This window comes from Haloactinospora alba, from assembly GCF_006717075.1.
Classification (GTDB): domain Bacteria; phylum Actinomycetota; class Actinomycetes; order Streptosporangiales; family Streptosporangiaceae; genus Haloactinospora; species Haloactinospora alba.
The window spans coordinates 2,348,237-2,364,493 of record NZ_VFQC01000001.1; the positions used below are offsets into that span (position 1 = coordinate 2,348,237).

At 66.1% G+C, this 16,257-nt stretch carries 14 protein-coding genes; 7 read left to right on the forward strand and 7 right to left on the reverse strand.

All coding sequences use genetic code 11. From position 1 onward, the window contains the following. Nucleotide 1 precedes the first annotated feature (1 nt). From FHX37_RS10610 to FHX37_RS10620, 3 genes are all read right to left on the reverse strand, one after another. Nucleotides 2-1,054: a hypothetical protein gene (locus FHX37_RS10610; RefSeq protein ID WP_246062235.1), complete on the reverse strand. Its 1,053-nt coding sequence runs from the start codon at nucleotides 1,052-1,054 to the stop codon at nucleotides 2-4. Beyond that, complete coding sequence (locus tag FHX37_RS10615) at nucleotides 1,051-1,995, reverse strand: phosphotransferase (protein ID WP_246062236.1); 945 nt, start codon at nucleotides 1,993-1,995, stop codon at nucleotides 1,051-1,053. The genes FHX37_RS10610 and FHX37_RS10615 overlap by 4 nt, the downstream gene beginning before the upstream one ends. A 99-nt stretch (nucleotides 1,996-2,094) precedes the next feature. Further along, entirely contained in the window at nucleotides 2,095-2,958 is an 864-nt protein-coding gene (locus FHX37_RS10620) for a helix-turn-helix domain-containing protein (protein WP_141923745.1), read from the reverse strand. A gap of 103 nt (nucleotides 2,959-3,061) precedes the next feature. Here FHX37_RS10620 and FHX37_RS10625 point away from each other — a divergent pair, with 103 nt between their 5' ends. Then, entirely contained in the window at nucleotides 3,062-3,607 is a 546-nt protein-coding gene (locus FHX37_RS10625) for a DUF6879 family protein (RefSeq protein ID WP_141923746.1), read from the forward strand. Nucleotides 3,608-3,625: 18 nt separating this feature from the next. Next, on the forward strand, nucleotides 3,626-3,826 hold the full coding sequence (locus tag FHX37_RS10630) for a DUF397 domain-containing protein (protein ID WP_141923747.1): 201 nt from the start codon (nucleotides 3,626-3,628) through the stop codon (nucleotides 3,824-3,826). A gap of 208 nt (nucleotides 3,827-4,034) precedes the next feature. Here the strand turns inward: FHX37_RS10630 and pglZ are convergent, their stop codons facing one another. Both pglZ and pglY read right to left on the reverse strand, forming a co-directional pair. Next, complete coding sequence (gene pglZ / locus FHX37_RS10635) at nucleotides 4,035-6,911, reverse strand: BREX-2 system phosphatase PglZ (RefSeq protein WP_141923748.1); 2,877 nt, start codon at nucleotides 6,909-6,911, stop codon at nucleotides 4,035-4,037. Further along, nucleotides 6,911-10,786 (reverse strand): BREX-2 system ATPase PglY, encoded by a 3,876-nt coding sequence (gene pglY, locus FHX37_RS10640; protein ID WP_141923749.1) that lies wholly within the window; start codon nucleotides 10,784-10,786, stop codon nucleotides 6,911-6,913. The genes pglZ and pglY overlap by 1 nt, the downstream gene beginning before the upstream one ends. A gap of 230 nt (nucleotides 10,787-11,016) precedes the next feature. On the opposite strand from pglY, the gene FHX37_RS22830 reads away from it, so the two are divergent. The 4 genes from FHX37_RS22830 (at nucleotide 11,017) to FHX37_RS10655 (ending at nucleotide 14,238) form a co-directional block, all read left to right on the forward strand. Next, nucleotides 11,017-11,178, forward strand: coding sequence for a hypothetical protein (locus tag FHX37_RS22830; protein ID WP_170181553.1), 162 nt, complete (start codon nucleotides 11,017-11,019; stop codon nucleotides 11,176-11,178). A gap of 88 nt (nucleotides 11,179-11,266) precedes the next feature. Then, the gene (locus FHX37_RS10645) at nucleotides 11,267-11,488 is read left to right on the forward strand and encodes a hypothetical protein (RefSeq protein ID WP_141923750.1); all 222 of its coding nucleotides are present in this window, start codon (nucleotides 11,267-11,269) and stop codon (nucleotides 11,486-11,488) included. Further along, complete coding sequence (locus FHX37_RS10650; RefSeq protein ID WP_141923751.1) at nucleotides 11,485-12,060, forward strand: DUF6879 family protein; 576 nt, start codon at nucleotides 11,485-11,487, stop codon at nucleotides 12,058-12,060. The genes FHX37_RS10645 and FHX37_RS10650 overlap by 4 nt, the downstream gene beginning before the upstream one ends. A gap of 9 nt (nucleotides 12,061-12,069) precedes the next feature. Continuing rightward, complete coding sequence (locus FHX37_RS10655) at nucleotides 12,070-14,238, forward strand: ATP-binding protein (protein WP_141923752.1); 2,169 nt, start codon at nucleotides 12,070-12,072, stop codon at nucleotides 14,236-14,238. Nucleotides 14,239-14,574: 336 nt separating this feature from the next. Here FHX37_RS10655 and FHX37_RS10660 read toward each other — a convergent pair whose 3' ends face one another. Together FHX37_RS10660 and FHX37_RS10665 are read right to left on the reverse strand one after the other, a co-directional pair. Further along, nucleotides 14,575-14,796, reverse strand: coding sequence for a DUF397 domain-containing protein (locus FHX37_RS10660; protein ID WP_141923753.1), 222 nt, complete (start codon nucleotides 14,794-14,796; stop codon nucleotides 14,575-14,577). Nucleotides 14,797-14,810: 14 nt separating this feature from the next. Continuing rightward, nucleotides 14,811-15,629, reverse strand: coding sequence for a helix-turn-helix domain-containing protein (locus FHX37_RS10665; protein WP_246062237.1), 819 nt, complete (start codon nucleotides 15,627-15,629; stop codon nucleotides 14,811-14,813). A gap of 216 nt (nucleotides 15,630-15,845) precedes the next feature. Here FHX37_RS10665 and FHX37_RS10670 point away from each other — a divergent pair, with 216 nt between their 5' ends. Next, complete coding sequence (locus FHX37_RS10670) at nucleotides 15,846-16,238, forward strand: hypothetical protein (RefSeq protein ID WP_141923755.1); 393 nt, start codon at nucleotides 15,846-15,848, stop codon at nucleotides 16,236-16,238. Nucleotides 16,239-16,257: the final 19 nt, after the last annotated feature.

The window sequence follows — 16,257 nt, forward strand, 5'->3', positions numbered from 1 at the left end:
GTCAATTGATGAGGGTGGCACGGTAGTCGCCCTGCACGCTCCACGGGGTGAGGGAGATCCCGAAGCCGCTGCGGTTGTCGTTACGGAAATGCACCAGACGCCCCGACAGGTGGATGCGGTCTCCCGCGCGGAAGGCACCTGTGTGAGCACCCAGGTGAGAGAAGATGTGCGTGACGCGTGCGGTGAGCCATGCGGGATCGTCCACCGTCGACCCAAGGACGTTTTCGAGATTGATGCCATAGATCGCTGGTGTCAGCAGCCCTTGAGAATGGTCGGTGACCTCCGCCAGTCCTTGGATTTCCCCGATCTCCTTCATCGCGCCGATGCGTTGGAGGTCTGTGTCGCGGTCGGCGCGTAGCGGCTCACAGTTGATGTGCGCTCCGGTCCCCGTGGTGACGCCCTGAAGTTTGCGCCTTTCCTGTTTCATAAGAGAGTTGAACCCGCTACCCGCCATGTATGTGGCACGGCGCTGGTAGAGCCGCTGTGCCCGGGCGCCCCGGTAGGGAACGATCAGGGATTCGTCGGCGAAGAGCCGCCGGGCGGCGTCATAGCCTTCCTCTCCGTAGCAGACCAGGTCGATATCGGAATCCGTGGTGAAGCAACCGACCAGGAACGAACCGGTGATGCCGAAGAGGGGCAGGTTTCCACTGTCGGCGATCGCGTCAATGATGGAAAGTAGGTCCTGACCAACCGGAACTCGCATGACCTTCGTGGGGGCGCTGCGAATCGTTGCCAACGCTTCTCGACATGAGTAACGCGTGCGTAGGCGCGCCTGTGGCACTCCGGTGATGACGCAACCGAGCTCGTCGGAGTAGACGTAGAAGTCAGGGTGGTCGGCGAGTATTCCGAAGGATTCGGGGACGATGGTGTTCTTCCGGTACGTGTCGCCGAGAAGATACCGATCACCCAGGGGAGATGGGTGGTACTTGACGTATCCGAGATAGTGGGTCTTGGGGTGTACGTCTCCAATGACCTTGAAAATGATGCCGTTGTCGGCAAGCAGGTAGTCACGGTCTCGCACCACATCGGTGTCCGAGAGTGCTGTGGTGGTCATGTGCTCTCCCGTGGAGGCTGTTCCGCTGGGGTAGTGCTGAACGCGTCCAGAGTCGGGAAACTTCCGGTGTCGATGTGCCGGTGACGCTCGTAGGACTCCAGCCCCTGGACGAGCAGGGCTCTTCGGTAGGCCCACTTTCGCGCCTTTCGCTGGTTCCCGTGGTCTTTCGGCTTCATCAGGGCAAGGAAGAAGAAGCATTTCACCAGCAGGAAGTCGCCGACGAAGCTGCTGAGAGGGGAACCCAGAAGCTCGACGCTCACCGCGTCCAAAGCCGCCGTGTACGAACGGCGCTGTTCGCGCGTGAACGTGTAACCTGTACCGCCTCCTTTAAAAGCGGTGATGTCCAACATGGGATACACGTCGAACCCCACCGGCGCGGTGCCGTGATGCTGCCAGTCGATCACTCCGCTGGGAAACACGTTGGGCAGGCCGTAGTCGAGATGGCCGTGAGATACGGGAAGCTCGCCTAACCGTTCGCCGGCTGTGGCGAGAGCGTCGTGTACCCGCGCGTGGTCCAGGTCCGGGTTCTCGGTCAAAACGTTGTCGACGAACCCAGCCCGGTACATCCACTCCTGGCTCCCCGTGATTCCCGGACGTGCCGTTCGGAGCTGAGCGGCCAACAACCGAGTCGAAACCTCAGTCGCCGCGTTGAGTGTGCCGGTACGAACGGCACCGGTCTCCTCCACGTCGCGCAGGGCGCTGTCATGAAGGGAACTCTCCCCCAGGCTCTCCTCCACGAAGAAGTAGCGCCCCTCCCACTTTCCGGCCTCGACGACGTCGGGGACCGGGTACCCATGGGCGGCCAGGGTGGCCTGGGTTCGTGCTTCGGTTTCCACCTCGGGGCCGCCGAGCCGTAGGAACGACGTTCCGCTGTTGGAACGCCGAACCTCTCCGTCAGCGGCGGTTCGTAGCTTGACCAGCTCCCACCCGTCCACATGCACCGTCCGATCTCTGTTCTCGCGCTACCAAGGACAGTAAACCAGACTAAAATAAGACTGAAAAGAGAATCGTCTGTCTCAAGAGTCGTGACGCCCTTCCCGTCAGCCTTGGCTACCGACACGCCGACGCAACGTGTGCAGGAACTCGCGGCTTTCGTCCTCCGGCAAGGCGTACTCGGTGAGGCTTTGGTGGATGGAGCGGTAGGTGGCGAGCTCATCCGCGTCGGTGAGTATGAGCTCGCGGGTGTAGGTCTCGACCAGAACCCAGGGTTCTGTCTCCTCTTCGTACAGTAGGAAGCCGTGCAGCTGCGCGTGACCGAACGGCACCCCGAGAGGGAACACCCGAACCCCGACATTGGGCAGGGTACCCACCGACAGCACCCGGTCGAGCTGGGGAAGAAGAAGGCGAGAGTCCTCGGCGTGCCATAGCAGCGCGGCTTCGGTGAGCACGAACTCGAACCGGGTCGTTTCCCGGTACAACACCTCCTGACGTCGCAGCCGTTCGGCCACTGCCGCCGCGATGTCACGCTGCCCGGATATATCAGCCAGTGTCAGAACCTCTCGTGCGTAGTCGGCCGTCTGCAACAGGCCAGGCACGAGGTCCGGCTGGAACGAGCAAATCCGGCTTGCCCGCTCCTCGGCATAGCCAACCTCGCGCTGCCGACGCGCGAGCCCCTCATGGTGCGCGGCCCGCCAGTGCCGGGCGTCGACGAGTGCCGCTTCGACCAGCTCCACCACCTCAGCCCGCGTAGCGGCGTCCGCTTCACACGCCTGGAGCCACACCTCGGCATCGCTCCCGGACGGGCGTGTGCGTTCCCGCTCGATCTTGGAGACCTTCGACTGAGACCAGCCCAGCGCCGAGGCAAGCTGCTCACCCGACCGGCCACTGTCCAGACGGAGCGTGCGCAACACCCGGGCCAACCGGGCGCGCGCGGCTTGCTGCTGGACGGATGCGGAGTCAGGCACAACCCTTCCGTTTCTAGTCTTTTTCTAGTCTAATCGAGGAAGACGACATCTCCCACACAACGATCATGGACTACGGCCGCGCCGTAGGCCGAATAGGAGTGCTATGACCACCATGCCCGCCTCGGAGTTCGCCTCCCGGTTCCTGGACAGTTTCCAGGTGTCGGCGTTCCGGTTGGAAACCCTGGATTCCTATCTCGCGGAGAACGAGCGCGAGCCCTACCGCCGTTTCCTGGCTGGTGAACCGCAGGAACCGGACTGGCGGCGTTCCTGGCAGCAGACCGTCCAAACGATCCGCGAAACCGCAAGGTCCATCGGGCGCGTCCATGTCGTTCCCGAGGAACTGACCGACTATCTAAAGTTCGAGATTACCTGCGCCTACCCCGCAAGCGTCGACGCCGGCGAGGACGTGCGCATCCTCTCACGCTCTCGGGCCGACGCTCTCGGGCTACCCCACGGGGAGGATTATTGGTTGCTGGACGACGCGCGGTCAGCGGTGCTCCAGTACGGCCCCGAGCGGGAGTTCCTCGGCGTTGAGTTCGCCGATTCCGACCGTGTCGAGCAACACGTGACGTGGCGCCACGCCGCCCAGGCAGAGGCTGTCCCGCTACATGACTACCTCGAATCCGTCGGCCTCGCTCCCACCCACTGATCCGGATTGGACACGTACATGAGTGAGCACCCGTTCGTGGACACCGACTTCCACAAGTCCGATCGCAGCGGCAATCTCGGCTGCGTCGAGGCCGCCATCACCCGCCACACGCCGAGTTCCGTCGGGCTCCGCGACTCAGTGCACCCACGGGATACCGTTCTCCTGCTCAGCAACCGGGAATGGATCGCCTTCACCACGGGACTGGACCGGCTGAAGTAGGAACTGACCGGAAGTGCCGGTCGGCTAGGACCGTGGCACCTCCCGCGCTTGCGGGGCGAGCGTGGTGGTTATTCCTGGGGTGGTCTCCGATTCGACGCGGAGCGGGAACGGCACCACGGGAAGCTGGCCCAACTCGCGGCGAGGAGTGAGTGCCTTCCTCGCCGCAACCAAGCGCGATGGCCTCCGACCCTGTCGAAGCGCGAACTCCTCAGCGCTGCCCTCCCAACTCGAACTGGTCGCGTAGCAGCGGGAGGTTCAGCCGTAGGGTGCGTCCGTCGGACAGGGTCTCCAGCACCTGGATGCCGTCGTAGTTGAGCAGTTGGCGCAGCACGGCGGCGAACCCGTCGGCGCGGCTCTGCCGGTACCCGACGCGTTGTGCCAGGGCAGTAGCGGGCAGGGTGGTGGTTTCGGTCAGCACCCGGATCGCGTTCTCCACCTTCTCCATGGGGGGTTTGCGGGCCAACAGCTCCACCTGGGCCTGGAAGGTCTCGGTGGCCAGGAGCTGGTCGGCCAGCGACTCCTCCGGCGGCTGAGCGTCCTGGGTGTCCGCCGACTGTGGTGGTTCCTCCGGCAGGTCGAACAACGCGTCGTGCTCCCGGTCGGGCTCGACCCTCCTCGTGGGGGTCCGCGTTGACCGGGGTGCGGGCGTGGCCTCAGGAACGGCCGGGGCCGACACCTCGACCGACGCCTCTGGTTCCAGGAGCCACCAGCTGGGGCGCTGGTCGCCCAACTCGCGCCACCCGCTGGGAGGGTTCGCCCCGAACGGCAGGAACGCCAGCACGGGAATGGCGACCTCGGCGAGTGAGGCACCGCCGTGGTAGCCGGCCTTTTGAGTGGTGTAACGGGAGTCGGCGTCCCACAGGGCGACGACCTCGCCGCCGGACTCGGGAGCGACCACACGCGGCCCGGACAGGGCGACCTCGCTGTCGGCGGGTGCTCCCTGGCCTGGGGCGGGTTCCCGGTGGCGGGCGGAGGCGGCACCGGCGGTGTCGACCTTGGTGCCGTAGCGGTCCACGACGTGGCCGTGGTCGCTGGTGATAAGCACGGCCATGCCCTGGGTGGCGGCCTCGCGCAACAGTTCGCGGAGTTTGCCGATCTCGTCGGGGTGCCACGCACCGTCGCCGAGTTTCTGCTCTTTGGCGAGCCGGTCGTCGATGGTGTTCAGCACGACCGCGACGTGGGTGTGCTCCTCGGCGAGGGCGTCACTCAGCCCGGGGCCGAACGTATCGCCAGGGCTCTGACCACGCAGCTCGTCCTTGTGGAACACCGACGCCTGGAGCTGGCGCCGAAACCGGTGCTGGGAGAACAACCGCCTCTCGTCGTCCTGGGTGCCGCGGGTGAGCTCGCCGGCGAACAGGGAGGTGCGGGACACCGCGGTCAGGGTGGGCAGGGCGGCGGCCATACCGCGCCGCCGCGGTGGGGATTCGGTGTTCTCGGGCAGCGGGTCGTACTCGGCCCAGTGGTAGCGCAGCTCCTCGGCCAGCTCGGTGGCGATGGCCGCGCTCATCCCGTCCAGGAGCAGCAGCAGGACGCGTCGTTTGGTGGCCGCCACGGGCGCGGCGACCCGGCTCAGGAAGCTCTCCACGGTCAGCATCGACCCGGGCCCGGTTCCGGCGGTGGTCCAGGTGGCCAGGGTGGTGGCGAAGGACCGGTCGATGCCGCGCCGTGTCTCGCGCACCCGCGCGCCCAGCGTGTCGTAGGCGGCTTTCAGCTGCGGGTCGGGGTCGCCGCCGGCCTGGATGTGGTCCAGGGCCCGGTCGACCCAGCCGGTGTCGCCGATGTGGCGCTGCACCGCGGCGGCCACCGTGTCGGAACCGGCCGCTGGTGCGGTGGTCAACCATTGGGTGAGCCGCTGGCCCATCCGTGCCCGTTCGACACGCACTCGCACGTCCGGTTCGGTGGCCAACCAGTGCTTACCCAGCTCGGCCACGGCCTGGGCAACCGCGTTCGGGGAACCGTCGGCGAGGGCGTGGCCGGTGGCGGTGAACCGCGCGTCGAGCCCCTCGCGCAGGATGGGGCTGGTGGCGGCCGCGGTGCCGGCGCCGAACTGGCGCACCAACTGGCTCGCCCGTTGCAGCACCGGTTCGGTGGTGCGACGGGCTTCGCGCGCCGTCTCCCCGTCGCTGTGGCTAGTCTGCAGCAGAACGCGCACGTACTCTGCGCAGGAGCGCCCGAACACGGCCAACCGTTCGTCCAGGGCTTCGCCGGTGGCGGGTGGGGTGGGGCCGAGCCACTGTTCGGCGCGTCCGCATGCCCGGTAGGTGGCGACGTCCGGCGCGTCGTGGTCCCACAGTGCCGCGCACACCAGCCCGAACGGGACCGCGTCGGCGCCGTGGCCGTTCTCGGTGAGCGCAGCCAGGATCTCCCCGGTGGGGCCGGCTTGTTCGGTTTCGGCGAGGAACTGCGCCAGGCCGTGGCGTTCGGTTTCCCGCAGGCCCAGTAGCTGTTCGGGCCCGCCGGGGGTTAGTGACCACCGCAGCAGGGTGTGCGGGTCGAGGCTGTCGCTGTCCAAGCCGCGTGTGGTGGGGTGTTCTGCGTAACGGCCGAGGCGTAGCCGTCGCAGGGCCAGCGCCGTAAGGCCTGCCCGGCGGGATAGGGTCCCGCCGGGCAGGCGTGGCCACCCGCCGGGCGGGGTGGCTTCCAGTAGCGCCTCGGCGGCCCAGTTTTCCTGTTTGAGCCGCGAGTCCACGTCTGTCGCGCCGAACGCCTCCTGGATAAGGTCCCAGTTGCTGACGGTGTCGATGCGCTGTTTGTACACCCGGGCGAGGATGGCGGGGTCGAGTTCGGGCTGCTCGCGGTCGGTGAGCACGACCAGCACCCGGGGGTTGTCGGTGTCGCCGTCCAGGTGGTCCAGCACCAGTTCGTGCACGGCCAGTGGGGAGGGCGCTACGGCGACCCGGGCGTGGTGCTCCTCCTCCAGCGCCACCTCGGCGGGCCCGTCCCACTGTGGGGCGCAGCGCAGCAGCACCACGCGCCGCCGGTCCCCGCCCGTCTGGGAGTTACGTAGCGAGGAGTGGGTAGCCAGGTACTGGGTGAGGGCGGCGGTGGTCAGCCGCACCGCGCTCGTGGTGGTTGGGGTATTCACTACTCCACGACCTGCCAGGTGATCTTGATGGTGGTGTCGGGTTCCCGCTTGGCGAGCTCGGTCAGTTCCTCGCTGAGTTTCTGGGCGGCCTGGTTCGCTGTGGTGCGGGACTCGCCGGAGCGGCGTACGGTCCTCGTGCCGGGTTCGGGGTCGTTGGTGTCCGTCGCGGTGACGCGTGGGGTGGTGGAGTCGGTGTCCAGGTCCACCGTGTCGGGGGTTGGCACGGGTGGGGGCGGGTCGGGTTGGACGGTTTTCCCGTCCTGGGTGCGTTTGATCAGTTGGGTCACGGCACCGCGGGTCTCGTCGAGTTTCGCCGCGAGGTCGACGGTGCGCTGGTCGGCCCGCGCCGCGCCCCGCAGCGACTCCAGCAGCTCCCGGCCCTCAGCGCCTTGGCCCTGGGCCAGCTCCAGGGTGTCCCAGGAGGCTACGGCCAGCGCATGGGCCACCTGCTGCGCCTGTTTGATGGAGGTCCCGTACCGGTCGGCGTTGACCTGGCCGAGGTCGAACCGGGCCAGGGCCTCGATGGTTTTCCTCGCCCCGGTGCTGCCGGCGGCGCCCTGCCCGCCCTCCTCCAGGGTGGCCAACAGTTCCCGGCAGCGCCGGGCCAGCACCAGGCGGCCCGCCTCGTCAGTGTCGTCCAAGGCGAGGAACTCGGCGTGCTGTTCCAGTCGCCGCACCAGCTCGGCCGCGGGTTCCCGATACTGGCGGGCGGCTTCGGTGATCTGTCGGGCGAAGTGGGTGACCATCCGGCCGCGCCGCAGCGTGGGCGCCTTGGTGCCGAGTATGGCCTCGAACCGGTGGCGGGCCCGCTCCCAGTCGTCCTCACTGGGCAGGGGTTGGCTGCGCAGCGCGTCGCCGGGTTTGATCTGTGCCAGTTCGGGGGCGGGGTCCAGCGGCGCCCCGCCGCGCACCCACACCCGGTCGTCCATCTCGGCGAAGGAGGCCACGACCAGGGTGGCCAGGGTGGGTTCCAGCCCGCGCGGCCGGGGCAGGTCGGTCCAGTCGGTGAGGCGGGCCAGGGGCAGGTCGCCGGTGATGCCCTCGGTTCGGGCCTGGGTGCGGAAGTGGTCGGCCCACCGGTCGGACAGTTCGAAGTAGGCCTCCTTCTGCTGGCCGATTCCCAACGGTTCGGCGATCCGCCGCATGAGCGCGCGCTCCTTGGCGGGGATCTCCACGCGCCGGTCGCGTTCCTCGGCGGCCTGGCGCACGTTGGTGAACACGGTGCGGGCGTCGGCGGGTTTGACCGCGGTCCCGGTGCCGTCGGGGTCGAGGTCGGGGTGGTCGGGGAACTGGTGGGCCAGCAGGGTGCCGGTGATGTGGCGGATCCCCTCGCGCATGGACTGGCCGATGGAGATTTTCAACTCGTCGACGCCGGGCAGCGACACGACGTGTTCGTCGAAGCCCAGCTCGACGTCGGCGTCCTTCTTGTCCGCCAGCCCGTAGGCCTGTTTGAACGCGGCCTTGACCTGTTTGGTCAGCGACTCGCGCTGGGTCTGTAGCATCCCGTTGGCGCGGTCCCGGTCGTCGGGGTTGAGGTGGGCGGCGTACTGGGTAGTGAACCGGTGGTCGTCGGCCAGCGCCTTGTCGATGATGACGAGCCTGCGGAACTCGGCCATGCGCTGCGCGGAGAGATGGGTGGGGATCCAGGCGGCGGTGCGGGCGGGTTCCCCCTGGCGTTCCCGCAGTGTGCGCATGCGGTTGAGGTCGTCGACGGGACCGAACTCGCCCTCGTCGAAGGGCAGGTCGACGATGACGCGCCACTGGTCGGGCATCTGGGGCTGCATATCGTGGTCGGGCAGCTCGTCGTTGTCGGCGATGTTGCCGAAGAGCACCTCGGCGGTGCGGGTGGAACCGCGCCACACCATGGTCAGCTCATCGGCGCCCAGCCGCCCATCGAGGCGGCGAACGTCCAGCTCTTCGGCGAGGAGGCGTTTGGCCAGCGCGATCCGGTTGCCGGCGTTGTCGTTGACAGCGGCGTTCTGCACCACCGAGTCCACGTCGATGCCGGACAGTTCCAGCCGCACTCCCGGGTTCGCCTCGGTGCCGGTCTCCTTGATCTCGGGGAACCGGGTGGCCCACTCGGCGACTTTGCTTTTGATGATGCCGACTTCGGCACCGGGGATCGGCGCGGTGACCGAACCGTGGTTGAGCGCCCCGAGCCGGCGGATCGTCAGGTCGTTGAGGGCGGGCACGCTGGGTGCCAGGGCGGACAGCAGCAGGGTGCACATCAGCCGGTTGTCGCCGAGGAAGACTTGGCAGCGCTGGGCGAGCCCGGTGTCGGTGATGCTGTCGGGCCGGTGCTGGTACTGTTCGACGTCCTCCTCGGTGAGGCTGTGGGCGCCCAGCAGGTAGGGCCGCAGTTTGGTGTTGTACAGCTTGTCGGCAGCGTCAAAGACCACTTTGAGGTGGTCCGTGAACGGTCTGTCGCCGCCCTGGGCGATCACCGGGTACAGGTCGCCGACGGGTATCAGGTCGCCCAGGCGCAGGTCGTCGCGGCGGTCGGCGAGGAGTTGGCCCATCAGTTTCAGCCCAGTGCGGGAGCGCTGCAGTGCCGAGGAGATGTGTACCAGGGTGTCCATGAAGGCGGGCGAGAAGGGGTAGGTCCGCCGGAAGGACTCCTCGTCGGCGCCGGTGGTGCCCTGGTCCGAACCCAGCAGGGTGTCCCACACCTGCGGGCCGAGTTTCTTGGTCTGTTCGAAGGCCGCGCCGATCTGGGCGGCGGCCTCGGTGTCCTTGGGTTGCAGCAGACGGGCTTGGGCGACCTGGGGGAGGTTGCGATCCTCCAGGGTGATCTTGTCGAACCGGCCCGAGGCGAGGTTGAGGGAGTCCTGGATGGAGGTCTCGACCGCGCCGGACATCTCCTCACCGACGAGTTCCCGCAGGTCGCGCTGGCGGGCGATGAAGGAGATGACAGGGATGGCGCGGCGGGCGTCGCCGCTTTCCACGAAGTTGGTGATCTTGCTGGCCTCGCGGGCCACGAACTGCTGGTCGTGGATGAGGGTGGCCAACCACAGCACCAGCTCGTCCAGAAACAGGACCAGCCCGTCGTAGCCCAGCGACCTGGCGTGTTCGGCGATCACCGACAGCCCGGCGTCCAGGGAGACGAACCCGTCGGCGTTCTCGGCGGCGTTGCGGGTGAACCCGCGCAGCAGGTGGGTGGTGGCGTCCTGGACGAGCTGGGCCCGCAGCTCGACCGGGGTTGTGGGGTGGACCTCGTCCAGCTTCTCGTCCTCGTGCGCTTCGGGCGCGTTGAGGGCGGTGTCCAGCAGCGCGGGGGTCCAGGCGAACGACTCGCCCCACTCGTCGGCCGCATCCGCGCCGCCGAGGCCGGCGATGAGGGCGTCGTCGCCGAGCCGTTCGCGCATGGCGTGGATGTCCTCGAACAGATTGTCGGTGCGGTACACCCGCGGGAGCGGCGCCTCGGGGTGCAGCGTGGTGATGTGGTTGACGTAGCCGCCCAGCACCCGCTGCTCCATGGATTTGGCGCCGATCATGTGGTACGGCACCATCAGGAAGTTGCGGTTCTCGGTGTCCAGCCATTCGTGTTTGGTGAGCACCGGGTCGAAGTCGCCGCGGGCCCGCGCTGTCTGGTTGCGGGACAGCAGCGCGTACAGCACCGCCATGAAGTGCGACTTACCGGAACCGAACGAACCGTGCAGGTAGGCCGCTTTGGAGGTGTGTCCGTCCACGGCGGACTTGATCAGGCCGAGCGCCTCATCGAAGTTCTCCAGGAGCCGCTCGGTGACCACATAGTCGGCCAGCGCGTTCTCGACGCCTCCGGAGGTGACCGCATCGGCCAGGCTGAGCACGAAGTCCGAGGTGGAGATGGACTCCTTGATGTCGATGACGTCCCGGAGAAGGGGGCGCTGTGCCATGGGGGACTCTCGCTCTCCTTGGGGTCGGCCCGGGTTGTTTCCGCGTGGTTCGGGCTGTCGCGCCACGCACCAACGGGGTTTGGAGGCGGACAAGCGACAGGAACAATGGTAGGACGACGCGAGGGCGCGGCGGATCCCCTCCGTCCAAGACGCCCAAGGAATGGGAGCGGTGTGGCTGACGGCACAACGGCGATAAGGCACACCGTCACTCTTGCGGAGGAGCGGGCTGTATGACGGCTGGCGAGCACCCGGAACACGGCACAACTGAGCAACCTTCGGCAGGCGTGCGGGACGTGCTCTTCGCCGCCGACCTGAAACGCCTGGTCCGCGCTTCGCGGGACAACGAAGACGACATCGTTTCCGAACTCAGAGAACACTACATTCCGGAGTAGCCGAAACCACCCATTCCCTGGGATGAGGAACTTCCGCGTGCTACCGTGAGTCAACATAGGCCTCCACTGTTCGTTGAACAGGAGAAACGTGAGACTCACGCTGCTCGACAAAGATCGAGACTCGAAGTCAAAGGCGTGCCCTTCAGTCTACATTGCCGACACGGGCGAACTCGTCATCCAGGGAGCCGAGGTGACCGGCGACGACACCTCTGCCTTGCAGGATCCCCTTCCCAGCGAGACAGCCGTCCGAATCAGCCCGGAAATCATTCTTCGCGCGGTCGAGAAGTACAAAAGAAACGGAGTGTCGTGACCGGTATTCCCAACGGTCGCCCCATCGGCTGGGACGAGGTTGAACAACTGTTCGTTGACTTCCGATTCACGGCATTTCGGCTGGAGACGCTCCAGACATACGGTTCCGAATATGAATCGGAACATTTTCAGAACTTCATTTCCGAGGAGCAACAAGGTATCCCGGCTAGCGTTGGCGTAACAGACTGGGATGCTGAGGTCGAAGCCGGAATCGCTGCGGGACGACGCTACGAGCGGGTCCATGTGGTCACCGAACCGCTGACCGACTATGTGCGCTTCGAATGCGCATGGGGATACCGCCGTAGCATTGCTTCTGGTGAGGATGTCCGCATCCTACCCGTCACCGAAGGTGACTGGCCCGACGGGCTGCCGCACCTGGACTTCTGGCTGTTCGACTCGCGCCAACTGCTGTGGATGAACTTCGCCGAGGACAGTTCACTAGTAAGCACCGAACTCGTCGATGACCCGGAATGGATCGTGGCAGCGAACACGTGGCGAGACCACGCGATGCAGCGATCGATCCCCTTCGTCGAATACGAGACCAGGTTCGACACCTACATGCACCCCCGCTGACACGCGGACATGACCAGCGACGAAGAGCGCGTGGATACGTCCCCCTACCGGGGAAACCCCCACAACTACACTCAAGGTGATCCGGACACCGTCGTGCAGGCTGGCGCTATCCACGGCGATGTAAACGTGACGGCGTCCTCGGCCGGGGATGTGACCATTCCTCGGCAGCTTCCCATGGCCGTCTCGGGGTTCGTTAACCGCACCGTCGAGCTTTCCCAGCTGGATACGCTGGTGCCAGCCAAAGACGACACGACCGGGCGCACCAGCGGCGCTGTGGTCATCTCCGCTATCGGCGGATCACCAGGCGTGGGCAAGACCACGCTGGCACTGCACTGGGCGCACCGGATGCGCTACCGATACGTCGACGGGGACCTGTACGTCAACATGCGCGGCCACGGACCCGGCCCGCGGTTGGACGCTTCCACCGCACTCGACTCGCTACTGCGGACCCTGGAGGTTCCCTCCGAGCGGATTCCCGATGACCTCGACGGCAGGTCCGCTCTCTACCGGTCCCGCCTCGACGGCAAGCACATGCTCATCCTCATCGACGACGCCGTGTCACCCGAGCAGGTGCGTCCACTGTTACCCGCTTCGCCAACCTGCCTGGTGCTGGTCACCAGCCGCAGCACCTTAAGCGGACTCGTGGCACGCGAGGGCGCGCAACGCATGTCCCTGGACACCCTCACCACCGAGGAATCACTCAGCCTGCTGCGCACCCACCTGGGCCAACAACGCCTCAACGCCGAACCCGACATGGCCCGCGCCCTCGTCGCACACTGCGCCCACCTCCCGCTGGCGCTACGCATCCTCACCGAACGCCTCCTCGACCGTCCCGATGCCCCGCTTGCCGACATCGCGGCCGAGCTGGACGCCGAGAACGAACGGCTCGACACGCTGGGCATCACGGACGACGAACTGAGTGACGTCCGAGCCGTGTTCGACTCCTCCTACACCGCCCTGCCTTCCGATGCCGCGCGAATGTTCCGCGTTCTCGGCGTGCACCCGGGAATCGAGCTGGACGCAGCATCCTGCGCCGCCGCAGCGGGCATGCCCGTGAAACGAACCCGCGCTCTGCTGGACCAGCTCGCCGGAACACACCTACTGCAACGTCTCGGTCGCGAACGCTACCGGCTACACGACCTGCTGCGGATGTATGCGGCCGAACGCTTCCACGCCGAGGAGCCCGTTGAGAGCCAGACCGAGGTCATCGACAAGCTCGCCCGCTGGTACCTGGCCAGCGCCCGCAACGCAGTGCTGGCGGTGATGCCGAACTTCCGCCCCGTTCCTGACCCCGAGGGCCAACCATCGGGGGAACTACTGACCTTCGACACCGCACACGCCGCGCTCGCGTGGTTCGAACAGGAACGCCCCACGCTGATCAGCACCCTGCGCGCGGCGGTCGACCACGAGCTGTACGAGCTGGCGTGGAAACTGCCTGTGACCCTCGGCGTCTTCTTCGAGCTACATCAGCACCGGCACGAGGATCTCGATATCCACGCGATCGGGCTCGGCGCGGCGCGCTCGCTCGATGACAGGAAGGGCCAAGCTCGTACCCTAATCGGACTCGCAGACGCCCAATGGATGCTTGACGAAATCGAACAAGCTTTGGAGACCTACGTTTCAGCGCTGGAGGCGGCTAGGGAGGTCGGTGACGGCTGGACCGAGGGGTTCGCTCTGTACCAACTCGGCAATCTCCGCTGGCAGCGGAATCGGGACAGCGAGGCTCCCACCCTCATCCGGCACGCCATTGACGCCTTCCGCCGGGCCGAGGACAAGCGCGGAGAGGGTATGGCCCTGCTGAGCCTGGCCGCCTACGAACAAAGCCTCGGTCATCACGACACGGCGCTGGAGCATTGCGGCACAGCGTTGACCATCTTCACCGACATCGCCGACACCTGGTCAGCGGCCTGGGCACGGTGCTACCGCGCCGACGCCCTCACCTCCGCGAACCAGCACCGCGCGGCCATCGCCGAGTATCAGACAGCACTACCCGTCTTCATCGACCTGGCCGACATCGACACCGAAGCCATCACCCGCATCGGCCTCGGGCGAACCCATCGCGTTTTGGGCGAGACCGACCAGGCCCGCAACCACCTCGGCACCGCCCTCGACCTGCTGCGCTCAGTCGACGACTCCCGAGCTGAGGAGATAGAAGCAGAACTGGCCCAACTGGCATGAGGAACGCACCTCGGGGGCACGACTCAACGCCCCCATTCGGGACCCCAGGCCCTGGAGTTCTCGCGCTTGGTCCAAGAACGTACGAATTCCGGGAATCGAACGGCTTGAGCATGGCCTCCGGGCATACACACCCGCCTACGCACCCCGCACAGACCCCGGCGCACGCATCGAGTTTGGTACTGGCTCCACGCTTGACCGCCGAACGTGGAAACAGCGCCAACCTCGAGGGCCATCATCAGGCCCGGATGGATATGAACCGCGAGAACTCCAGGGCCTGAGCCGGGAACTACGGCACCAGACATCAGAAGCGGCGAGCGCGGCGCCCGCCGCGGCCGACTACCGGTCGAACGCACCCCTTTTGATGCCGGTGACGAAGGCATGCCATTCCACGCGGGAACAGGCCAACCACGAAACGTGCGGGTGCTGGGAGTCGCGTAGCAGGAAATCAGTCTGACCAGCGGAACCCGCGGTGGCGGCGGCCTCGACACAATTAGCGCCTTCTCCGCTGTAGCTGGACTTGCGCCACACTGCATCTTCTTTGTGAGGGAGGAGGGTCATGGGTTGATCCTTGTTCAGCTTCGGGTCTCGTCCCGCAGACGGGCGATGAAGCCGGCCGACTCTTCGGGACTGAGGGCTTGGGAGAGTAGTTGCTTGAAGGCAACTCCATAGCGGTAAACCGAGCGTTCGTCCTCAACGTAGAGGCTACTGGTCATTGTCTCGATGTAGACCACGTCTGATCCATGATGCTGGGTGAACTCCATCAGCGCGAAAGTACCTGCGGTGGCCGGATGTGCACCTCGTTCGGTAGGCAGTACTTGGATGGTGACGTTGTGTAGTGAACCGAGGTTCAGCAAGTGTTCGTACTGTTCGCATAGCACGGCGGGGCCGCCGACGTTGCGGCGGAGAGCGGACTCATCGAGCACTGTCCAAAAGCGCATGGGTTCTTCGTTGGTCAGCCGTTGCTGTCTGGTCTGGCGCACTTCCACACGGCGATCGACTTCACTGGGTGGTGCGAACTCCATCAGAGCCGCGCGGATAGCTTCGCGGGCATAATCGGCAGTTTGGAGAAGCCCGTTGATAAGCAGAGCGTCATAGCAGCGCAGGGAGGCAGCTGCGGCCTCCAGACTGATGTAGTTGGCGTACTCGGTGAGGATGGAGTCCGCATAGCCATCCCACCATCCCTTCTTTCGAGTTTCCCTGCCGATATCTAGCAGGTCGCTTTGGTGCTCCTCATCTACGTTGAGCACATCGAGCAACGCTTTGAGGTCCTTGGTCGAGATACCGAGCCGGGCGTTTTCGATACGGCTGACCTTGGATGTTGACCAGCCCAGCTCATCTGCGACCTCATCCCCGGTCTTGAGCGTGCGTTCCCGCAATCGGCGCAGCTCCATAGCCAGCCTGCGCCTTCGCGCTGAGGGTTCGGCGTTCGCCATCGTCACTCGCTTTCTCACGGCTGAGGGTGACTAGCTCATATGTACGGGAAAATAGTTGCTGCAATATTGCAGTAACTATTGCAATCAACAATTACTGGGTCCAGAGTAGCAAGGGAGGCAACGACCGCACACCGTGACCGCCTCAATGCACTGGATCTTTGGGAGGTTCCCCTTATGGCCACCATCAGCATCGGCACCGACCGTCTGGGCTACACCGGCCGCCTGGCACCGGTCATGCCGATCACCGACCTCATCGAACGCTTCCTGACAGCCGAGCCCCGCGCTGAGGAGGCCGAGCACCTGGCCTGGGCCATGCTGTCCTGCGCCGAACGCGCCGAAGGCCACTTCGCGCTGCTGCGCGACGAGGACGCCATCCACACCCTGATCATGCACCCCGACCCGGCCACCGCCCGCGCCTACCACACCCGCCTGACCACCAAGTACGGTCTACTCCTGGCCGAACACACCACCGAGTGGGACACCGACCCAGGAGAACCCGACGGCGAGGACCCCGCCACCAATGCCGTCCTCCCCCGCCACCGGCACGCTGCCCTCACAATCGGCTAGGAACGCCCACCCCCGCCAA

Excerpts from the sequence above, each read along its gene's own strand:
- FHX37_RS10625 (WP_141923746.1), top strand. The coding sequence starts at position 3,062 with ATGACCACCATGCCCGCCTCGGAGTTCGCCTCCCGGTTCCTGGACAGT.
- FHX37_RS10655 (WP_141923752.1), top strand. The coding sequence starts at position 12,070 with ATGACCAGCGACGAAGAGCGCGTGGATACGTCCCCCTACCGGGGAAAC.
- FHX37_RS10660 (WP_141923753.1), bottom strand. The coding sequence starts at position 14,796 with ATGACCCTCCTCCCTCACAAAGAAGATGCAGTGTGGCGCAAGTCCAGC.
- FHX37_RS22830 (WP_170181553.1), top strand. The coding sequence starts at position 11,017 with ATGACGGCTGGCGAGCACCCGGAACACGGCACAACTGAGCAACCTTCG.
- FHX37_RS10610 (WP_246062235.1), bottom strand. The coding sequence starts at position 1,054 with ATGACCACCACAGCACTCTCGGACACCGATGTGGTGCGAGACCGTGAC.
- pglY (WP_141923749.1), bottom strand. The coding sequence starts at position 10,786 with ATGGCACAGCGCCCCCTTCTCCGGGACGTCATCGACATCAAGGAGTCC.
- FHX37_RS10665 (WP_246062237.1), bottom strand. The coding sequence starts at position 15,629 with ATGGAGCTGCGCCGATTGCGGGAACGCACGCTCAAGACCGGGGATGAG.
- FHX37_RS10630 (WP_141923747.1), top strand. The coding sequence starts at position 3,626 with ATGAGTGAGCACCCGTTCGTGGACACCGACTTCCACAAGTCCGATCGC.
- FHX37_RS10670 (WP_141923755.1), top strand. The coding sequence starts at position 15,846 with ATGGCCACCATCAGCATCGGCACCGACCGTCTGGGCTACACCGGCCGC.